16 protein-coding genes and 3 pseudogenes are annotated in these 20,026 nt (G+C 59.0%); 10 read left to right on the top strand and 9 right to left on the bottom strand.

Annotation, left to right across the window (positions count from 1 at the left end):
* Positions 1-300: 300 nt before the first annotated feature.
* The 3 genes and pseudogenes from FHT28_RS32905 to FHT28_RS32915 form a co-directional block, all read right to left on the bottom strand.
* Positions 301-709 (bottom strand): annotated as a pseudogene (locus tag FHT28_RS32905) (DUF3830 family protein).
* Positions 710-721: 12 nt separating this feature from the next.
* Positions 722-2,140: pseudogene (hydA, locus tag FHT28_RS32910) on the bottom strand (dihydropyrimidinase).
* Positions 2,137-2,856, bottom strand: a complete 720-nt coding sequence (locus tag FHT28_RS32915) for a GntR family transcriptional regulator (protein WP_168598535.1) — start codon at positions 2,854-2,856, stop codon at positions 2,137-2,139. Before FHT28_RS32915 ends, hydA begins: the two are co-directional and overlap by 4 nt.
* Positions 2,857-3,093: 237 nt before the next feature.
* Here FHT28_RS32915 and FHT28_RS32920 point away from each other — a divergent pair, with 237 nt between their 5' ends.
* From FHT28_RS32920 to FHT28_RS36930, 9 genes and pseudogenes are all read left to right on the top strand, one after another.
* Positions 3,094-4,734 (top strand): ABC transporter substrate-binding protein, encoded by a 1,641-nt coding sequence (locus tag FHT28_RS32920; protein WP_047640026.1) that lies wholly within the window; start codon positions 3,094-3,096, stop codon positions 4,732-4,734.
* A 94-nt stretch (positions 4,735-4,828) separates the two neighbouring features.
* Positions 4,829-5,845, top strand: coding sequence for an ABC transporter permease (locus FHT28_RS32925; protein WP_168598557.1), 1,017 nt, complete (start codon positions 4,829-4,831; stop codon positions 5,843-5,845).
* The gene (locus FHT28_RS32930; protein ID WP_080760535.1) at positions 5,838-6,713 is read left to right on the top strand and encodes an ABC transporter permease; all 876 of its coding nucleotides are present in this window, start codon (positions 5,838-5,840) and stop codon (positions 6,711-6,713) included. The genes FHT28_RS32925 and FHT28_RS32930 overlap by 8 nt, the downstream gene beginning before the upstream one ends.
* A complete protein-coding gene (locus FHT28_RS32935; RefSeq protein ID WP_113102550.1) occupies positions 6,710-7,672 on the top strand; it encodes an ABC transporter ATP-binding protein in 963 nt (320 codons plus the stop codon). The genes FHT28_RS32930 and FHT28_RS32935 overlap by 4 nt, the downstream gene beginning before the upstream one ends.
* Positions 7,669-8,652 carry an ABC transporter ATP-binding protein gene (locus tag FHT28_RS32940; RefSeq protein WP_168598536.1) on the top strand — a complete coding sequence of 328 codons (984 nt, stop codon included), beginning with the start codon at positions 7,669-7,671 and terminating at the stop codon, positions 8,650-8,652. Before FHT28_RS32935 ends, FHT28_RS32940 begins: the two co-directional genes overlap by 4 nt.
* On the top strand, positions 8,652-9,422 hold the full coding sequence (locus FHT28_RS32945) for an aspartate/glutamate racemase family protein (protein ID WP_047640029.1): 771 nt from the start codon (positions 8,652-8,654) through the stop codon (positions 9,420-9,422). The genes FHT28_RS32940 and FHT28_RS32945 overlap by 1 nt, the downstream gene beginning before the upstream one ends.
* Positions 9,423-9,445: 23 nt before the next feature.
* Positions 9,446-10,876, top strand: coding sequence for an amidase (locus FHT28_RS32950; RefSeq protein WP_168598537.1), 1,431 nt, complete (start codon positions 9,446-9,448; stop codon positions 10,874-10,876).
* 25 nt (positions 10,877-10,901) lie between these two features.
* Positions 10,902-11,624: an Asp/Glu/hydantoin racemase gene (locus FHT28_RS32955; protein WP_318284000.1), complete on the top strand. Its 723-nt coding sequence runs from the start codon at positions 10,902-10,904 to the stop codon at positions 11,622-11,624.
* A 394-nt stretch (positions 11,625-12,018) separates the two neighbouring features.
* Positions 12,019-12,147 (top strand): annotated as a pseudogene (locus FHT28_RS36930) (uracil-DNA glycosylase family protein); the annotation flags it as partial.
* Between the two features lie 21 nt (positions 12,148-12,168).
* On the opposite strand, the gene FHT28_RS32960 reads toward FHT28_RS36930, so the two are convergent.
* Positions 12,169-12,651, bottom strand: coding sequence for a nuclear transport factor 2 family protein (locus FHT28_RS32960; protein WP_168598538.1), 483 nt, complete (start codon positions 12,649-12,651; stop codon positions 12,169-12,171).
* Between the two features lie 17 nt (positions 12,652-12,668).
* Positions 12,669-13,907, bottom strand: coding sequence for a YbfB/YjiJ family MFS transporter (locus FHT28_RS32965; protein WP_168598539.1), 1,239 nt, complete (start codon positions 13,905-13,907; stop codon positions 12,669-12,671).
* Positions 13,908-14,006: 99 nt separating this feature from the next.
* Here FHT28_RS32965 and FHT28_RS32970 point away from each other — a divergent pair, with 99 nt between their 5' ends.
* Complete coding sequence (locus tag FHT28_RS32970) at positions 14,007-14,879, top strand: LysR family transcriptional regulator (protein WP_047557215.1); 873 nt, start codon at positions 14,007-14,009, stop codon at positions 14,877-14,879.
* Here the strand turns inward: FHT28_RS32970 and FHT28_RS32975 are convergent.
* The 4 genes from FHT28_RS32975 to FHT28_RS32990 all read right to left on the bottom strand — a co-directional run bounded on the left by FHT28_RS32975 (position 14,876) and on the right by FHT28_RS32990 (position 19,988).
* A complete protein-coding gene (locus tag FHT28_RS32975; RefSeq protein WP_168598540.1) occupies positions 14,876-16,606 on the bottom strand; it encodes a M14 family metallopeptidase in 1,731 nt (576 codons plus the stop codon). The two genes, FHT28_RS32970 and FHT28_RS32975, sit on opposite strands and share 4 nt — an antisense overlap.
* Positions 16,607-16,612: 6 nt before the next feature.
* Entirely contained in the window at positions 16,613-17,461 is an 849-nt protein-coding gene (locus FHT28_RS32980) for an ABC transporter permease (protein ID WP_168598541.1), read from the bottom strand.
* Positions 17,462-17,466: 5 nt separating this feature from the next.
* Positions 17,467-18,390 (bottom strand): ABC transporter permease, encoded by a 924-nt coding sequence (locus FHT28_RS32985; RefSeq protein ID WP_092576360.1) that lies wholly within the window; start codon positions 18,388-18,390, stop codon positions 17,467-17,469.
* A gap of 62 nt (positions 18,391-18,452) precedes the next feature.
* Entirely contained in the window at positions 18,453-19,988 is a 1,536-nt protein-coding gene (locus FHT28_RS32990; RefSeq protein WP_168598542.1) for an ABC transporter substrate-binding protein, read from the bottom strand.
* Positions 19,989-20,026: the final 38 nt, after the last annotated feature.

Genomic DNA, 20,026 nt, shown 5'->3' on the forward strand with positions numbered 1-20,026 from the left:
GAAACCGTGCGCGTTGCAGACGAGCGTCTGCCGGACGCGCTGATTGTGACAGACTCCCGACGCTCTGCTATTTCCCCCCGCGAGCGGCAGACTCTACGATTGTCTTCGATCGCTTTTCTTGTATTTCATCAATAACATCATTGATTTAGCCGCGCACGATCTTGATGTTCATTTGCCTCTTTTCACGAGAGTAGTCACGTAATCTTAAGCGAGTAACCTATCCTTGGAGGTCCACGCCACTTGGCCTAAGTTCTGATTGAAGGGAACCGAACCGCCGACCCCGTAAATAAGCGCAGAAGATTAAGCTGCTTCGAACTTTATCCTTTGCGCCCCTTGCCATAGTGTCATCTTCCCAAGTTCTGCAGGCTGATCCAAATTCGAGGTAATCGTAATAAAGTGATTGCCGGCAAGCTGGCCCATCTTGGACGAGAAACCGACACCGCCATAGGCAATCAGGATTTCGGTTTCACTGATGCCACCGGGATAAAGGATGATGTGGCCAGGTGCCGGATGGTTGGTGTGGTTCTCATCGCTCACGCCAAATTCGTAATTGCCCAACGGTATCCACACCTTCACCTGACCAGCGGACGTGCACGATCTTTCCGCTGAGCGGCATCTGTTTAAGGAATGCCTCGCAGGTTTTCGGCGCCTTCTCGGTTTCAAGCTTTGCATCGAAGGTGAAGGGGCCGGCGATGATTTTCAGTTTCATTGTCATGTCGCTTTATGCCTGGCCGCGAATTCCAACGGGGCGCGTGGTTGCTGGGCGATATTTGCCCTGCCCCTTCTTGCCGACCAGAATACCATCCTCGACCATGACAGCACCCGCAACGATCGTTGTAACTGGCCAGCCCGTGACGTCCATGCCTTCATAAGGGGAGTAATCGGACCCGTCATGGAGTTCGGCGTGTCGGATCGTTCGCTTGGCCTCCGGGTCCCAGATCGTAATGTCGGCATCTGCACCGATCGCCATCGACCCCTTCTGCGGATAGAGGCCATACGTCTTTGCATGATTGGTCGAAGTCAGGGCAACGAAACGTGGCAGATCGATGCGACCTTTCATCACTCCTTCGGAGAATAGGATCGGTAGCCTGGTCTCGACGCCCGGAATTCCGTTTGGAATATGCCGGAAATTGACAGAGCCCTTTGGATTGAGCTTGCCTTGCGGGTCATCATAACGAAACGGGCAGTGATCCGACGAAAAGAGATCGAATACACCCGTCTCAATCCCCCGCCAGCAGTCCGCCTGTGCAGCCTCATCTCTCGGCGGCGGCGAGCAGACCATCTTGGCGCCTTCCCAATCCATGCCATCAAGATCCTTGGCAGTTAGCACCAGATATTACGGGCACGTTTCCCCTACCACCTTCACGCCTCGCGCACGCGCCCTTGCAATCTCGTCCATGGCTTCACCGTTGGATACGTGGACGATGACGATCGGCACATCAACGACCTCCGCCAGTGACAGCGCGCGATGTGTCGCTTCACGCTCGACGGCAATCGGACGCGTCGAGGCATGCGCGCGGGGTGCCACGTCGCCGGCAAGCTCGTGCTTTGCGATCAGGAATTGGATCGCGTCCTCGTTTTCGCAATGGACCATGACGGTGGCGCCCGTCTCGCGCGAGACGTCCAGCACTTTTAGAATCTCAGCATCGTTCAGGCGCAGACCCTCGTAGGTCATGAAGACCTTGAGGGAAGTGTATCCATCGGCAACAAGCGCCGGCAGTTCCTGACCGAGAACCGATGCGGTCGGATCCGAGATGATCAGATGAAAGCTGACATCCGTATAGCATTGGCTGTCGGCAAGAGCGTGATAGGCCGTCAACGCTTCCCGCATTGACTGTCCCTTCTCTTGCAAACAGAATGGCATGATCGTTGTGTTGCCCCCGAATAGAGCGGATAGCGTGCCGCTCTCGAAATCATCTGCCATGACAATCCCTTCCCCGGAAGGCTGGGAAATATGTACATGGCTGTCGATGCCTCCGGGCAGCACGAACTTGCCTGAAGCATCGATTTGGCGCTTGCTGCCGGTAAGGTTTTGGCCGATCTGAACGATCTTGCCATCCTTGACGGCGATGTCGGCTGCAAAAACGTTAGCTGCCGTCGCGACCGTGCCATTGGCAATGATCAAGTCGAATTCGCTCATTTTCTGCTACTCGCCCGGATTTCATTGGCAGCACGGGCGGCGTCGACGACAGCCGCCCCGGTCTTTCGGCTATGATCAAGCATCAGCAGGCCTGCAAGGGTAGCGTCGGCCTTGACGATCGCCTCGAATATCGCCTGATGCTCGGCAACAGACTCTTTCCAGCGCTGTTCCGAGATCAGTGTCTCGTGGCGATTATGGACCGACTGCTTCGTCAACGTCATGTGGGTGTTCGACAAGGCCGGATTGCCCGCAAGATCGACAATAAGAGCATGAAGCTTCTGGTTAGCCTTGAAATAGCTCTTCTGGTTCCGCTTCGCGTAGGCCTCGCTCATCTGATTGTGCAGACGCTCGATTTCGGTCAACGCCTTGGGCGTCAGCTTCGAAACAGCGATTTCGATGGCATGCCTTTCGAGAGCGCCAAGCACATCGAACACATCGAACAGTTCTTCGGCAGAAAACTGGCGCACGCGTGCTCCGCGACCCGGCAGCAACTCAAGCAGCCCCTCTGACGCAAGGAGCTTCACCGCCTCGCGCATGGGCGTGCGCGAAACGCCGATCGCCTGGGCAAGGGCAACTTCGTTCAGCCGCTCGCCAGCAGGCAAGTCGCCACGACTGACCATTTCGCGAAGCTTGTCGACGACGTGATGATGGAGGGACGCGCGCTTTATCGCCACCGCATAAGGTGCTGGCGAAGGCGTATCATCGTCGTCATCCATGACTGTTTCCCCGACTGTTCTCACCCTTATCCGTCTCACTGATATCGAACTGACCGGTCATCGAGCAAGCATTTTGCATGCTCAAAAATCAAGCATTCTGGCCATATTGAAAGCATGGATACAATTACATAAATAATGCACTTTGTAAAGATACATAATATAATCAATGAATTAGAAATTGGCATATTGCTTGCAAAGCCTGTCATGTCCGCCACATTAGCAGAAGGTGTCGCCTCCATGGCCATAAGCAAATTCGCGATCGCTCGCATGCAAGCCTACCGCTCCCATACGTCACTCTGGATTGCAGCGACCCTGTCGCTCGGTCTGCTCCATGGCATTGCCCATGCCGAAACCCCGAAGGACGTCCTGATCGAGGTCGCCGAACACGGCCCGAACTCCCTCGACGCCATGGCTCCCGCTGCAAACGAATTCGCGCAGATGGCATCCTGGCAGCTTTACGATCGCCTGATCACCCACGGTACGAAAACCCTGCCCGATGGCAAGGTGATGTATGATGCCACCAAGATCCAGCCGGAGCTTGCCAAAAGCTGGGAAATCCAGGACGGCGGCAAGACCCTGATCTTCCATCTCCGCGAAGATGCAACCTTTCACGACGGCTCACCCGTTACCGCCGATGATGTGAAATGGTCCTTTGACCGTGCCGTTTCGGTCGGCGGCTTTCCGACGGTTCAGATGGCGGCCGGCTCGCTGACCGATCCGAAGCAGTTCTCCGTCGTTGATACCCATACCTTCAAGATTACCCTCCCCGTCGCCGACAAGCTTACCCTGCCGGATCTGGCTGTCCCCGTTCCCTACGTCGTCAACAAGAAACTTGCCCTGCAGCATGCGACGACCGACGATCCCTGGGCGTTGAAGTGGACTTCGTTGAACGATGCCGGCGGCGGCCCATTCAAGGTAGGAAGCTGGAAAAGCGGCGACCGGATCGTTTTCGACCGCTTCGACAACTGGAAGTCTGGCCCGACGCCGGCGCTGAAGCGTGTCGTCCTGCGCGAGATCGCGTCGCCGGGCACTCGCCGCGCCCTGCTTGAGAAGGGCGATGTGGACGTATCGGTCGGACTGCCTCCGAAAGATTATGCCGAGCTTGCAGCCGCAGGAAAGGTCAACGTCATCGGCACGCTGATGCAGAACGAACAGTTCAACGTTGACCTTAACGTGACGATGAAGCCATTCGACGACAAGCGCGTACGCCAGGCGATTGCCTACGCCCTCCCCTACGACAGCATCATGAAGCAGGCGCTCTATCAGCGCGGCGAACCGCTCTTCGGCGCCGATCCGTCAGCCCCATACGCGCCGAAGTGGCCGGTGGCGTCGAAATACAACACCGATCTCGATAAGGCCAAGGCACTTCTGAAGGAGGCCGGCTATGCCGACGGCTTCAAAACGGATCTTTACATCGACATGAGCCAGACGACTGTTCAGGAGCCGATGGCACTGCTCATTCAGGAACAGCTCAAAAAGATCGGCATCAGCATCGAGATCCACAAGGTACCGGGCTCCGAATGGTTCGCCAAGATGGGCTCAAAGAGCATGCCCATGGACATAAACTACTTCTACGGCTGGCTCGACTATCCGGAGTACTTCTACTTCTGGACCTATGACGGCAAGAATAACAGCGTCTTCAACACCGCCAACTATTCGAACCCGGAGTTGGACAAGTTGATCGACCAGGCGCGCTTCGAGAGCGATCCGAAAGCCTATGATGCGATCATCACCAAGATGAACGGCATCGCAATGGATGATGTGCCGCGTGTTCCGGTTGCCCACCTCTACTCTGACATCGCGATGCAGAAGAACGTGAAGGGCTACGTCTATTGGTTCCACACGCATCTCGACCTGAAGTCGATCTCGAAAGAATAGAACGCAACGAGGGAGCCGGATTCCGGTTCGGCTCCCGACCGAATTCCCGGATCGACCATGCGCCCGAACTGGCGCGGAGATTGAGCCCTTGAAGATAGTCCTCAGTTTTGCAAAGCGAATTGCCACGGCAATTCCAAGCGTCATCGGTGTCGTGATCGTGACCTTCGTGCTGGCGCGCGCATTGCCGGGCGATCCAGCGGCCTATTATGCGGGTTCTTCGGCAACGCCGGAAAGCATAGCGCAGATCCGCACGGCGCTCGGACTGGACAGACCGCTCTGGTTTCAGTTCGGTGACTATGTCAGCCGCGTGCTGCATGGTGACCTTGGAATGTCGCTGTCCAGCGGCCAGCCTGTTTTCCAGGACCTCGTAACGCGGCTTCCCGCCTCGATCGAACTGACGCTCTGTGCACTCATCTTCGCAATGCTCATCGGCTTGCCGCTTGGCATCGCCGCTGCAACAAGGCCCGGAAAGATGATCGACCACCTCTGTCGCATCATTGTCTCCGTCGGCGCTGCCTTCCCGACGTTTTTCGTTGCGCTCGGCCTTCTCTATGTCTTCTATTTCAGACTTGGCATCGCACCTGAGCCGCTCGGACGGTTGAACGACACCTATTTTACAGTGCCGCCGACCATCACCGGGCTCTATCTCATCGATACACTGCTTGCCGGCGACGTTTCTGCCTTCTGCGCATCCCTTTCACAACTGGTGCTGCCTTCGATTTCGCTTGGCCTGTTTGCGCTGGCACCGATTGCGCGCATCGCCCGCGCATCGATGCTGGCCTCGCTCTCGAGCGATTTCTGCCGTACCGCACGTGCGATGGGCCTCTCACGCACAAAGGTGATTTATGGACACGGCCTGCGCAACGCCATGCTTCCCGTCATCAACATCCTTGGCATGGTCTTTTCCTTTCTGCTCGGCGCCAACGTGCTCGTCGAGCAGGTCTTCGCCTGGCCGGGCATCGGCGCCTATGCAGTCAATGCAGTCATCACCTCGGATTACGCCGCGGTCCAAGGCTTCGTGCTGATGATGGCCATCCTTTACATCCTGCTTAATCTGGTGGTCGACCTCGCGGCCGCCGCTATCGATCCGAGGGTTCGCTACGATGGTTGACGCAGTCTCTTCGAACGCCCATGCCAGCACCTTCTGGCGTGATGCCCGCCATATGGCCGCGGAAAACAAGCTGACGCTGGCCGCGGCGATCATCCTGTTGCTCTTTGTCGTTATCTCAATCTTCGCTCCATGGCTCATTCCATATGATCCACTGGCCGTCGACACATCTGCGGCGTTGAAGTCGCCGACCCTGACGCACCTGTTCGGCACGGACGCGCTCGGCCGTGACATCCTCAGCCGCGTCGCCATCGCCACGCGACTGGATATCGGGATGGCAATCGGTGCCGTTGCGCTTTCCTTCATCATCGGAACGGGAACAGGGGCAATCGCCGGCTATTTCGGCGGCTGGATCGACGCAATCATCGGGCGCGTCATGGACACGATCATGGCATTCCCGCTGTTTGTCCTGGCGATGGGTATCGTTGCTGCGCTCGGCAACAGCGTCGAGAACATCGTGCTGGCAACGGCGATCATCAACCTGCCCTTTTACTCGCGCTTTGCGCGCAGCGAGGTCAATGTCCGGCGCGACATGACATTCGTCGAGGCAGCCCGAATGGGTGGCAACCGCTCGTTACGGCTGCTGACCTTTCACATCGTGCCGAACATTCTGCCGACAATGATGGTCCAGGGTTCTCTCAATCTCGGCTGGGCGATCCTGAATGCGGCAGGCCTTTCCTTCATCGGCCTCGGCGTGCGCCCGCCGACGCCAGAATGGGGGATCATGGTGTCTGAAGGCGCGTCCTACATTTTCTCGGGCGAGTGGTGGACCTTTGTCTTTCCGGGCGCGGCCCTCGTCATCACCGTTTTCTGCTTCAACCTCATCGGTGATGGCCTCCGGGATATCATCGATCCAAGGAGACGCACATGACCGTCCCTTTGCTCTCAGTCAAAAACCTCAGTGTCAGCTTCAAAACGCGATCCGGCACGGTCAAGGTGCTCGACGACGTCAGCTTCTCTCTCGGCAAGGGTGAAGTGCTCGGCATCGTGGGTGAAAGCGGTTCCGGGAAATCCGTCCTTTCCTACGCACTGATGGGACTTCTCGACGAGAATGCCGAAATCAAGGCCGATGCCATCGAATTCGGTGGCATCGACCTTGCCGGACCGAACTCGCCGCTTGCCTCCATCCGCGGGCGCGAACTGTCGATGATCTTCCAGAGCCCGCGCACGGCCCTCAATCCGATCATGAAGGTCGGCAGGCAGATCGAGGACGTGTTGAGGCGGCACGGCCCCGTGACCCGCTCGAATGCCCGGGCGGCTGCCATCGCGGCACTGGAAAAGGTGCGCATTCCCGACCCGGAAAGACGTTACAATGCCTATCCCTTCGAGCTCTCGGGCGGAATGTGCCAGCGGGTGATGATCGCAATGGCGCTGTCCTGCTCGCCGTCCCTTCTGATCGCAGATGAGCCGACCACAGGCCTCGATGTCACGACCCAGGCTGTCGTCATGGATCTCATGCGCGATCTTGTCCGAGAGACAAGGATGTCCTCCATCCTGATCACCCACGATCTGGCTCTCGCCGGAGAATATTGTGACCGCATCGTCGTTATGCATGCTGGCCATATGGTTGAGATGGCACCCGCCAATGAGCTTCGGGCACATTTTGCGCACCCCTACACAAAAGGGCTTTTCGCCGCCACGCCGACTGCTCATACCGAGCTTGAGGACCTGTCTTCGATACCCGGCAGTCTCCCCGACCTCACGCGCGACCTCCCTTCCTGCCGGTTTCTCCATCGCTGCGACAGGCGCCAGCCCGATTGCGAAACCGGGCATGTCGCGCTCGCGCCCCTGGGCAATGATCACTCAGTCCGCTGCAGGCACCCGCTATGACAGTTTCCCATACTCCCTTGATGAAGGTTCGTGGCCTTTCGAAGCGCTTTCCCGTCGGGACACTAAGGCGCAAGATGTTGCATGCGGTCGACGAGGTCGATCTGACGATCGGCGAAGGTGAGTGCATCGGCCTGGTCGGCGAATCCGGATGCGGAAAGTCGACCCTGGCGCGCGTCCTGGCGCGCCTGGTCGATCCGACCGTCGGCGAGATAGAGCTCTCAGGCGTCGAAATCGGCAAGATCCCCGCCAGGAACTTTGGCGCCTCCTCGCTCAGACGCGATATTCAGGTCGTCTTCCAGGATCCGACCGAGAGCCTCAATCCCGGCTTCACCGTATTCCAGGCCATAGCTGATCCGTTGAGGCGGCTTGTGGGCGGTTCAAAGGAAGACATTTTCGCCATGGTGCTTGCCGCACTGGACGATGTCGGCCTTCCACGGGAGTACGGCAGTCGCTATCCGCATCAACTGTCCGGTGGTCAGAAAGCACGCGTCGGTATAGCGCGCGCCATAGCAGTCAAGCCCAAGCTGCTTGTGCTGGATGAGCCGACCTCGGCCCTTGATGTCTCGGTACAGTCTTTGATCCTGCACCTTCTCGCCAAGCTGCAGAAGCAACGCGGCATGAGCTATCTGTTTGTCTCGCATGACCTCAATGTCGTGCGCCTGCTCTGCGACAAGATAGCGGTGATGTATCTCGGCCGCATTGTCGAGTTTGGCCCGTCGAAGTCGGTCTTCCATGAACCCCGTCACCCCTACACACGCGCGCTCATTGACGCGATCCCGGATCCGGAGCGTAAAAGTGACGATCGAACCAAGCTCGAAGGCTCCGCATCGAGTCCCATCGATCCCGATCAGAACGCCTGCCGCTTCGCCGGAAGGTGCCCTGTAGAGCTACCCATATGCACCACGGCAATGCCGCCTCTCACATCTCATGGAGTTGGCAGCCTCGTCGCGTGTCACCGCGCGACCGGAGGAAATCCCTGATGACCCGCATACTGCTCTTCAATCCCAACACCTCGATAGAAGTCACCGACCTGCTCGTTCGTGTGGCAAAGCCCTTCCTTTCGCCGGGATCGACACTCGTCCCAGTTACGGCTCCGCGGGGCGTGTCCTATATTGCCACGCGGGCTGAAGCCGCGATCGCGTCCGGCATTGTGCTCGATGTCCTTGCTGAGCGGGAAGGCAGTTTTGATATTGCGATCATCGCTGCCTTCGGCGATCCGGGCCTCGGAGGCGCCCGGGAGCTGATGTCCGTCCCGGTCATTGGACTTGCCGAAGCTGCAATGCTCAGCGCCTGCATGCTTGGTCAACGCTTCTCGATTGTTTCTTTTTCGCGGGCACTGGGTCCTTGGTTCCGCGAATGTGCTGCAATGCACGGGCTTGTGGAAAGATTGGCAAGCATCAGGTTGCTCGACGAGCCGTTTGCATCGCTGGCGAATGTACAGGACGAAAAGGAAGAGCTTCTGATCGACTTGTCCAGAAAAGCTATCGACGAAGATGGTGCCGATGTCATCATTCTCGCTGGCGCCCCTCTGGCAGGCCTCGCATCGCGTGTACGCGAACGGGTTTCCGTCCCCGTCGTCGAATCCATCGTCGCGGCCGTGAAACAAGCAGAATTGCTGGCCGCGCTCAATCCGAAAAAGGCATCCGCTGGCACGTTCAGACGCCCCGATCCAAAAGCCTCGCTCGGCCTCTCCCCTGCGCTTGAGCGGTTGCTGCTGGCTGAGCCGGCCGAAAAAGCGCCATCACCATGAATATTTCCCCACAAGGAGGTTCCATGCTTATCGATGAATACCCAACCATGACAGCGCGTCATATCGCTGAACAGGTCGCATCCGGAGCGCTATCGGCACGCGCCGTCCTTGATGCTGCGTTTGCGGCGCTCGACAAGATCGAGCCTGTTATCCACGCCTTTACAACGTTGGCCCGCGAGGAAGCCTATAAAACCGCCGATGCGTTGGACCAGCGGATCGTGCGTGGCGAGCCGGTCGGCCCGCTGGCGGGTGTACCCGTCGCCATCAAGGACCTCGTTCTGACGAAGGGTCTCAGGACGACGTTCGGCTCCAACCTCTATGCAGACTATATTCCCGATGAAGACGACATCGTCGTCGAGCGACTGAAGGCGGCCGATGCCATCATCCTCGGCAAGACGAATGTTTCCGAATTCGGCTTCGGGGCACATGGCAATAATCTCCTGTTTCCGGCAACCGGAAACCCATGGAACACGGACCGCTCTCCTGGCGGCTCCAGCGCAGGTTCGGCCGCCGCTGTCGCGGCAGGCGTGTGCCCCATCGCAATCGGAAGCGATGGTGGCGGTTCTGTCCGACTACCAGCCGCCCTCTCGGGGCTCGTCGGTGTCAAGGCCGCAATGGGGCGCGTTCCGCTGTGGCCTGGATGCCGCGACATATCACTTCCGGGGGTCTCCGGCTGGGAGTCGATCGAGCATATCGGACCGATCGCGCGCGATGTCGCTGATGCCGCCCTCATGCTATCTGTCATCGCTGGTCCCGATCCGCGCGATCGCTGGTCGATCCCCTGCGCAGACCTTTCATGGACCGATATTGCTCCGCTGCCCCCTGGCACCAAGGTTCTCTACTGGCGAACATGGCATGATCAGACAATCGAGCAGGGCCTCAAGGACGCGACAGACAAGGCCGTCGCTCTTTTGGCTGAAGCCTGTGGTCTCCAACTGACCGTTGGCGCTCCACCCGAAATCGACGTGCATGCGACATTCAAGGCAATGGTGGCGTTGGAGACCGACCTCACCGGCTTGCGCAAGCTGCTAAAAGACAAGCCGGTAGCGGTCTCGCAGGCGGTGACCGCTCTTCTGGCTGAATCACGCCCGTTCGAGGACGCGACGGACGCGATTACCGCGCGCAAGGCCTTTGCCGACGAAATTGCCAAGGTCATGAGCCATTATGATTTCATCTTGACGCCAACCCTTTCAGTCACCGCCTTCGCCAAGGACCAGGATGGTCCCTCGACAATTGATGGCAAAACCATAGCGCCTTACGAATGGTGCCCGTTCACATCACCCTTCAATCTGACGGGACAGCCGGCGGCCAGCGTGCCGTGCGGCCTGGTCGGTGGCTTGCCCATCGGGCTGCAGATCGTCGGCCAGCATCTCGGTGACGCCAAGGTGCTGTCCGCAGCCGCAGCCTTCGAGGCTGTTTTGCCGAAGCTCGGCCGGCCACCCATTCATGCTTGACCCATCTCATCTTCAGGACACGTCAGTGAACCCGCTTCGCATCGGAATGCTCACCCCTTCATCCAACACGGTCCTCGAACCGGTCACCACGCAGATGCTCAAGGACCTGCCCGACGTGACTGCGCATTTTTCGAGGTTCCGGGTTACCGCAATCGGCCTTGACGCCGCACTGCTGAACCAGTTCGAGGACCGCCCGATGATGACGGCGGCAGAGCTGCTTGCCGACGCGAAGGTCGATGTCATCGTCTGGAATGGCACCAGTGCCGGATGGCTGGGTCTGGACAGCGATCGTCGGCTTTGCGAGCGTATTACCGAGGTGACCGGCATAAAGGCGTCGACGTCGGTCCTTGCACTGTTCGATGTCATGCACCAGAGGAAGGAGAGCCGGATCGGTCTCGCCTCGCCCTATACGTCCGATGTGCAGGCTGCCATCATCGAATCATTCGCGAATGAGGGGATCGAGGTCATCTGCGAAAGGCATCAGGGCATCCGGGACAATTTCAGCTTTAGCCAGGTTGGTCCCGAAACGATCGCTGGGATGGTTGCCGAACTGGTTCCTTCGCAGCCGGACTCGGTCGCTGTCTTCTGCACCAACCTGGCTGGAGCGCCTCTCGTCGATAAGCTGGAAGCCGCTTACGGTATCGCAATCCACGACAGCGTCGCGACGGCCATCTACGGTGCGCTGGCGACGATCGGTTACGACTGCTCGCATGTCAAAGGCTTCGGAAAGATGTTTTCCAAAGCCTGAGAGTTTGTTGTCGCGCTGGGATGGCACTGTCGAAGCGCAATCGTTGACGATCATGCAAGGTGTCGTTTTGCATTTAATCGCAAGACTCCGCATGCAATAATTTCAACGAGACAGCGCCGCACTTAATTTGAGATTCTGGCTTCGATTTTGGCACTTAATGTGAGATTCGCCGCCGTAGGAAGGATGGCTGCCTACGGCCAATCTTCATCCGAAAATACCAATTATAACAAATGGTTATCGCCAAACCGGAAGGCGCCAAGCGCCAAAGTCGCGCTGAAAAATCTCAAATTAGGTGCCATCATCTGCCGAAACGGGCGCCTTGCCCGCCGAGGTCCTCGAAGAGATCGAAACTTATTTCCTCGGATGCATCGACGATCTTTCGAGCCGGATCGACATGGCCGATTATGAGCCCGACATACTCGAGAACGGGCTGAAGGTTGTCTTTTGCGGCCTGAACCCGGGCATTAGCACGCAATCGTCGGGCCACAGCTTTTCGACACCGAGCAACCGATTCTGGAACGTAGGCCAAATCTCGTGACAATCTCTACGCCGGTCGCTCCAATGGCGCGCCGAAGATGATTTCCTGATAGGCGGTAAGCAGGGCAGGTTCCTCTATGGAGCCGTGATGGTGAAGCTGACGCCAGACGCCGTCGATCCGGGTGAACCAGCGCGTGGTGCGAATGCGAAGCTCGATACTCCTGCCGGCCGTGACGCAGCTTCCTCTCTCTCGACCGACGAACAGGTGCCAGTCATCGCCGCCCTGGCTGGTAAAATCGTGGAATGCGACCCGGACTTTCGCCTTCCCACCAAACAGCTTCGCATAGCCCTCGCGGATCGACGGCCATCCGCGCCGGATGCCTCCGATCGGATTGTCCATGCTTGGCCTGTCGCCATCAGCCCAGTTGGCGGCAAGTGCTTCCAGGTCGCCGGCATTGAAGGCGCGATAAAAGCCGATGAGCGCATCAAGGGCGCTGCCATCTCCCACCATGTTTTCGCTGCCGGTAATCTCAGTCAAAAGTTCTGCCATGTCTAATTCTCCTGCTGTTATGAATCATGATCCTGGGCGTGCTCCCGCGGGGTGCGGATAAACACTGCGACGGAGAGGTCGATCGCCAGGGCAAGAACCATGGCGCCGGCCCCGATCAAGAAGAGCATGCCGTAGTTTCCGCCGGTTCGGGCGAAGATGAAGGAAAGTCCATAGGCGGCGGCTACCTGAAACAGTGCGAAGAATACGGTTGCCAGGCTCCAGGCGACTTTCTGTTGCGCCGGATGGTGCGGCAGCAGTTCTGCGATCCTGCCGAGCATCAGGGGAACCGTGCCGGTCACGAAGGCGCCGACGATCAGGCTCGAGGCGATGAGCCAAGCCTGCCCGAGGCCAAAGGCGGGAATGGCGACCGCGACAGCCTCGAGAAGAAAGGCGAACCGCAGCGCTGCGGCAAAACCCGTGCGATCAGCCAGATGGCCGGCAAGGAGCGGGCCGATGGTGGCGCCGAGGCCAAACAGCACCCAGTATTCGGCGCCGACCTGCAAGCCCTCTCCCAATCCGCGGGCAACGAAATCCACGAGGAAGATCATGTGCGGAACCCAGCCGGCGGCGTTCAGCGCATATTCAACGTAGAGCGCGCGCAGCGTCCAACGTTTTGGCACATGTGTGGCATGGTGGGACGCGGTGGGGTGATCGGAGACGGCGTGTGGCCATCCGGCCCAGGCAATGATAGTGAGCAGCAGCGATAGGGCGCCGAGGCCAAGCCATGTCTCGCGCAGCCCCTGTTGCAGCAGCAGCGGAACCAATGTGCCCGATAGGGCAACACCGGCGCCGATGCCCATGAAGATCACCCCGCTGGCAAGCCCTCGGCGAGACGGTGCGATCAGCGGCAGGACGGTCGGCGCCGCGAGTACCATCAGGGCGCCACCGGCAATGCCGGCTGTGAAACGCCATGCGAAGAACCATGGAAAGCTGACAGGAAAGGCGCAGGCAAAGAAGGCTGCCGTTGCGGCAAGCATCATGATCCTGAGCGTCAGGACACTGGAAATACGAGCAGCAACCGGGCGTCCGAGTAGAGCGCCGACCAGATAACCGGAAAGATTTGCGGCACCGAGATAGGCGGCTGCCGAAGCTTCGAACCAGTGGGCATCGACGATGGCAGGCAGAAGCGGCGTATAGGCGAAACGGGCAAGGCCGATGCCGATCAGGCAAGCGCAGAATGCCGACAGGATGGCACGCCATGCCATCCGGGCATCATGATGGTTCCGATCGGTTTCGTACGTAGCAGCGTCGGTCATGGGAAATCTCTCAGCGATCAGTGCTTGAGAGAATACGCCACGCGTTATATCATAAAAACTGAATTATTATGAGAGCAGCTATCTCTATTGGTGATAAGTATGGACGTATCCGATCTTAGGGTATTCGAAGCGGTATCGCGGCACGGCAGCATGAACCGGGCGGCGCAGGAGCTGCATACGGTTCAATCGAATGTGACGGCGCGGATCCGGGCGCTGGAAGAAGAGCTGGGTGTCAGCCTGTTCCAGCGGCATGCAAGGGGCGTGTCGACCACGCCGGCGGGACAACGAATTCTGCCATTTGTCGGTCGCATCACCAAGCTTCTGGCCGATGCCCGCACCGCCGCCAAGGATGATGGTGAGCCGGGCGGAACGCTTTCACTCGGCAGCCTGGAGACAACCACGGCATTGCGATTGTCGCCGCTTCTCGGCCAATTCGCCAAGACCTATCCACAGGTACGTCTTGTCGTGACAACAGGCACGACCCGCCGGCTGATCGACGATGTCGTTTCATGCCGGGTCGAGGGTGCCTTCGTGGCGGGTCCCGTCAACCACCCCGATCTCGATCACGAGGTGATCTTTCAAGAGGAGCTTGTTCTCGTGACAACGCCCGCCATTCGTGGAGTAGAAGATCTGGCCGGCATTGTCGATCTGAAGACCATCGTCTTCCAGATCGGATGTTCCTATCGGCAGCGGCTGGAGGCGCTTCTGGCCGATATGGGCATAATCACATCGAAGCCGCTGGAATTCGGCTCCCTCGACACGATCATCAGCTGCGTGTCGGCGGGCGTCGGTGTCACGCTGCTGCCAAAGGGTGTTGTCGCCGCCGCCTGCGGGGATGGCCGGGTTGCGATCCACGAGCTTTCGCCGGAACGGTCGATGGTGGATACACTCTTCGTACGCCGATCGGACGCCTATACAACGAGCGCCATGACCGCGCTTCTCGATATGCTCCGTTCGACGCGTACGGACTAGCTCGAAGCCATGATTTCCTGCCAGGCGCTGTAGGCGGAAAGCACCGTTTCCATCTGTGCGGTATGGCCGGCGATGAATGCGTCGCCATAAATGGTCTCGTCCGGATATTCGGTGATCAAGGTCATAGGCACCGTATGGCGATCGTCGATGTTGGCGAGGCAGGGGAAGCCATTGATGATGCGGAAGCCTGTTTCGCCTGCATGGATTTCATAGAGTGCGATCTGGCGGTCGTTGTAATCCAGCAGACCCGGTATGGCGCCGAGGTGCCTGGTGACCTTGTCGAGAAGCTGCTCGGCCTGAGCCGCCCAGCCGGAATGATAACGGGCAATCAGGAAAAAGCCTTTCGGCAGCGTCCACATGGCGAAATTGCGCGGAACGTAGCCGGAAAGCGGGCGCGTCCATTCATGGGCTGGGTAGCCGTGCAGGTTGACGTGCAGCTCCGCTCCGCTCAGCCTTTCCGCCTGGAAGCGGATTTTCTTTTCAAAGAGATAGGGGCCGGCGGTCTCTTCGGTCCGATATTCGAGATCGTCGCCGAGCGCGGTGTAGCGGGCGGCATGATACATGTGGCGCGGGCTGTCCTGGCGCAGGCGCTGATGAAGGGCGTAGCCATCCGGGTTTTCCAGCGGCGAGATGGTGAAATGCGCGCCTTCGAGCTTGGCAAGCCGACGCGCCGCACGCAGGGCTCCCGCCCCACCGGTCGTCTCGTTGGCATGCTGACCGCCGCTGATCATCACGGCCGCGTTGCGGCCCTTGATATAGCGGGCTCTGATTGTGCGGCCAGAGCGAGTAACGGCCTCAAATGCCTCGCCGCCAATCTCGTCAAGCTCGGCCTCGATCTGCTGCACGGCCAGAGGTTCCGTTGCCGTCTCGATTTGCTGTCCGGCTCCATCCCAATAGCGAGACGTCAGCGGCTGCGTTCCTATTCGGACGGAAATCTCGCCGGAGGAGAGCAGGATCTGCGGAACGATCTGACCCGGCTTCAAGCCGCGGTCGCCGAGCGGGCGGCCGGATTTTTTCTGAAAGAATTCGAGCAGCGAAAAATAGAAGTCCTCATGCAGCGCCTCGCGAAGGCTCATGACTTCGTCGCCGATGGGCAAGGCCTCGTCCAGCGCCGGCAGGGCAACGCGAATATTCAGTTCCTCGAAATAGGGTTCGCTTGCGCCCCAGTCGAAGTGCGTGACCGCGTCGATCGCCTCCTCGAAGAGCTGCTCATAGTCCGTCGCGAGCCGTTCGCCTGCCGCATCGCCATCTCGGATCAGCCAGCCGGTCGGAGAAACGCTGGTTTCCTCGGCCGCATCGACATGCACGCGATTGGGCGCCAGCACCTTCGATCGACGTTCCTGGCCGGCATTGCCTTTCAGCAGAACGTCATAATGAAAGTCGCTGTCGGCTCTTGCGACAAAGGTGATTTCGCGATTTCCCACCATTGCAGCGAGCGGATAGGCTTCAAGGCGAAAGCGGTTATCCGGTGCGTTGGGGTGAACCGGATAGCGGATCTCGATCGCATTCACATCATGCAGGTCGATTTCCTCGATGAAGGCATTGACCAGCGGCTTGTAGGCGCTGCGGATGCGGGCCTGCACGCCCTTTTCCCTGAGTTCGCGCTCTGCCTGCTGGCGGCTTTCTCTGTCATCGAAGGTCCAGGCCTCGAAGTTCTGGCCAGGCTTGGCATCGGCAACAAGGCGCGACACCGTGCGCTCAAAACGTCTCTCGAAAATCATAGTCATGATATCCTACCTTGCCGTTCTGCCAGTCGGATCGAGGCTGTCGCGCAGCCAGTCGCCGAGGAGATTGAAAGCGAGCACGGTCAAAAGGATTGCAAGGCCAGGGAAGAGGCTGACCCACCACGCTGTCTGCAGATAGGTTCGTCCGTCGGCCAGCATGCCGCCCCAGCTCGGAATTGTCGGGTCGACACCCATGCCAAGGAAGGTGAGGCTGCTTTCCAGAAGGATGTTGTTGGCAATGTTCAGCGTCATCAGCACGATCACCGGGCCGACGAGGTTCGGCAGCAGATGCTGGAAGATGATGCGCCAGTCTTTGACGCCGATCGCCCGTGCCGAGAGGATGAATTCCCGCTCGCGCAAGCTCAGCACCGAACCGCGCACGAGGCGTGCATATTGCACCCATTGCGAGACGATCAAGAGGATGATCGTATTGGTGAGACTGCCGCCGACGATGGCGATGAAGGTGATTGCCAGCAGAATGAAGGGCATGGCGAGCTGAATATCGGCAAAGCGCATCAGCAGCATGTCCCAGATGCCGCGATAGTAACCCGCGGCAAGGCCGACCAGCACTCCGAGAACCACGCCGCCGATCACGGAGGTGAGGCCGACGGTCAGCGATATCTTGCCACCTGCGACGACGCGAGCCAGCACATCGCGCCCGAGCGGGTCTGTGCCGAAGGGATGGGCGAGGCTGGCGAAGGGTTTTGCAAGCCTTGCCATCAGATCGATTTTTTCGGCGCCGCCGGGAAAGAGCACATCGGAGAGAAGCACGGCAAGGCAGATGATGACGGTGATCAGGGCTCCAGCGATGAATTCGAAGCTGTAGAAACGCGACCGGCGTGAAATCGTGGCGGCCATCAGCATTACTCCGTGCGGATACGTGGGTCGACGAGGCCATAGGCGATGTCGACGAGAAGATTGACGCCGACGATGAACAGCGCCAGCACGGTGATCACGCCTTGCAAGACGGGGTAGTCGCGGGCACCGACGGCGTCGAATGCCAGCGTGCCGAGACCGGGCCAGTTGAAGACGCGCTCGATGACGACGATGCCGCCGAGCAGCCCACCGAACTGGATGCCGAAATAGGTGATGAGTGGTATCGCGCAATTGCGCAGCGCATGCTTGTACAGCACCTTGCTTTCGCTAAGACCCTTGGCCCGCGCGACCATGATATATTGCGACTGCAGCGTCTCCAGCATGGCGGTACGCACCAGGCGCACATTCGTTGCCGTCAGGATAACGCCCATCGTCACGGCCGGCATGACGTAGCTCGAAATCCCGACCATGCCGCTTGGCGGCAGCCAGCCTAGCGTGATGGAAAACAACAGCACCATCATCAGCGCCAGCCAGAAGTTCGGGAAGGAGAGGCCGAGCAGCGAGAGAACGCGGATGATCTGATCCGCCGTCTTGCCGCGTGCCGTCGCCGCCTTGATGCCGAGCGGGATGGAGAGCGCGATCGACACGACCATGGAGATGAAAGCAAGCAGCAGCGTCGCGGGCAAGGCATTGGCAATCAGTTGGGAAACCGGCGTGCCGCCGGTGAAGCTGCGGCCGAAATTGAGCGTCAGCAGCCCCTTCAGAAAAGTGAAATACTGCACAAGGAAAGGTTGATCCGTGCCAAGGGCTGTGCGGATACGGGCCAGGTCGTCCTCGGTCATGCTGCCACCGCCCTGAAACATCATCACGGCAGGGTCGCCGGTGAGGCGGATAGCGAAGGAGACGAGAAGAGTGATGGCGATTACAACGAAAATCGCCTGCAGCAATCGCTTGATGAGAAAACCGGCCACGTTCTTACCCCGAGAGCTTTCGGATGACGCCGCCGGCCGAGCCGGCGGCGTCTGCTTGATGATTAGTCGACGGTGACTTCGTTCAGCTTGATGCGGGTATCGGGTGCGGGCACGAAGCCCTTGACCCGCTTGCTTACGCCGTAGATTGCATTGCTGTTGTAGAGCGGCAGTTCGAGCGCCTTGTCGGCGACATACTTGCCGATGTCCTTCAGCACCTTTTCGCGCTCGGCGCGATCGGTGAGCGGGCGTTGCGATTCCAACAGCTTGTCCAGAGCGGCATCCTTTTCATACGGATTCCACTTTTCGCCGGAGTGATACATCGAATAGGCGGTGTTGTCGTAGTCGAAGGTCCAGCCGCCCCACTTCTGCTGGAACATCGCGCCGGTCTTGCCCTGCGGGATAATGTCGTTCAGCAGAACGTTGGTTTCATACGGCTTGATGGTTGCGGTGAGGCCGACCATCTGCAGATAGCTTGCCACGACCTGCGCCACCTCGTTCATCGTCGCGTCATTGCCCCGAATGTCGATCTGCAATGCAGCGCCCGGCTTCACGCCGGCTTCGGCAAGCAGCTTCTTGGCGCCTGCGGGATCATAGGGAAGCGGCTTCAAGTCGGGATCGTAGCCGAAGGACAGTGAGTTCTGGAAGCTGACGATCTCGGTTCCCTGGCCTGCGAGGATCGACTTGACGATCGTGTCGCGGTCGACGGCCATGATGATGGCCTTACGCACGCGCGGATCGGCCGTGATGCCGTCGCGGGTGTTGAAGCGCAATGCATCGACCGTCGGGCCGGGAACGCTGGCGATTTCGAGCTTGGAATCGCCTTGGATGACCGGAAGCATGCCGATTGGGATGGTCGGCGGAATGACGATATCGACGCGGACTGCCTGAAGCTCGGCAACGGCCGTCGCCGGCTCGCTGATGAAGCGGTATTCGAGCTCCGAAAGCTTCGGCGCGCCGCCCCAGTAATCAGGATTGGCTTCGAGCTTGATGTTCACCTTCGGCGTATAGGAAACGAACTTGAAGGCGCCGGTGCCGACCGGATTGAGGTTGAAGTAATCCTCACCCTTTTCCTTGATGTATTTTGGCGGAACGATCATCGCGCCGTAGCCGGCGAGCTTCGTCAAAAGCACCGGATCGGGCGTCTTCAGCTTCATGTCGACCGTATAGTCGTCGATGATGTCAACGCTTTCGATCGCGGTGTAATTCGAGCGCTGCGGTCCCTTGGCGCCCTGTTCGCCCAGCAGGCGGTCGAAGGTGAACTTCACCGCTTCGGCATTGAAGGGCTCGCCGTCATGGAACTTGACGTTATGACGCAGCTTGAAGCGGATGCGCTTGCCTTGATCCAGTTCCTCCCAGGATTCGGCAAGACCGGGCACCAGCTTGAGATCGGGGCCGCGATAGGTGAGCCCGTCGAAAATGTTGGTCGAAACGGCGGCCCATGCCACCAGGAAGGTGTCGATCGGATCCCAGCTGCCCGGATCCTGCGACGACGAAACCGTCAGCTTGCCCGCCGCGAAAGCCGGAGCAGCGCTGATCGCGACACCCGACATGACAAGTGCTGTCAGAGCGGTCTTCAGTCCCCATTTCATTTTTTTCATTGAACCTGTTTCCTCTTCAGATCGATATTGCGGTTTGC

The organism is Rhizobium sp. SG570 (genome assembly GCF_012275345.1).
Classification (GTDB): Bacteria; Pseudomonadota; Alphaproteobacteria; order Rhizobiales; family Rhizobiaceae; genus Rhizobium; species Rhizobium lusitanum.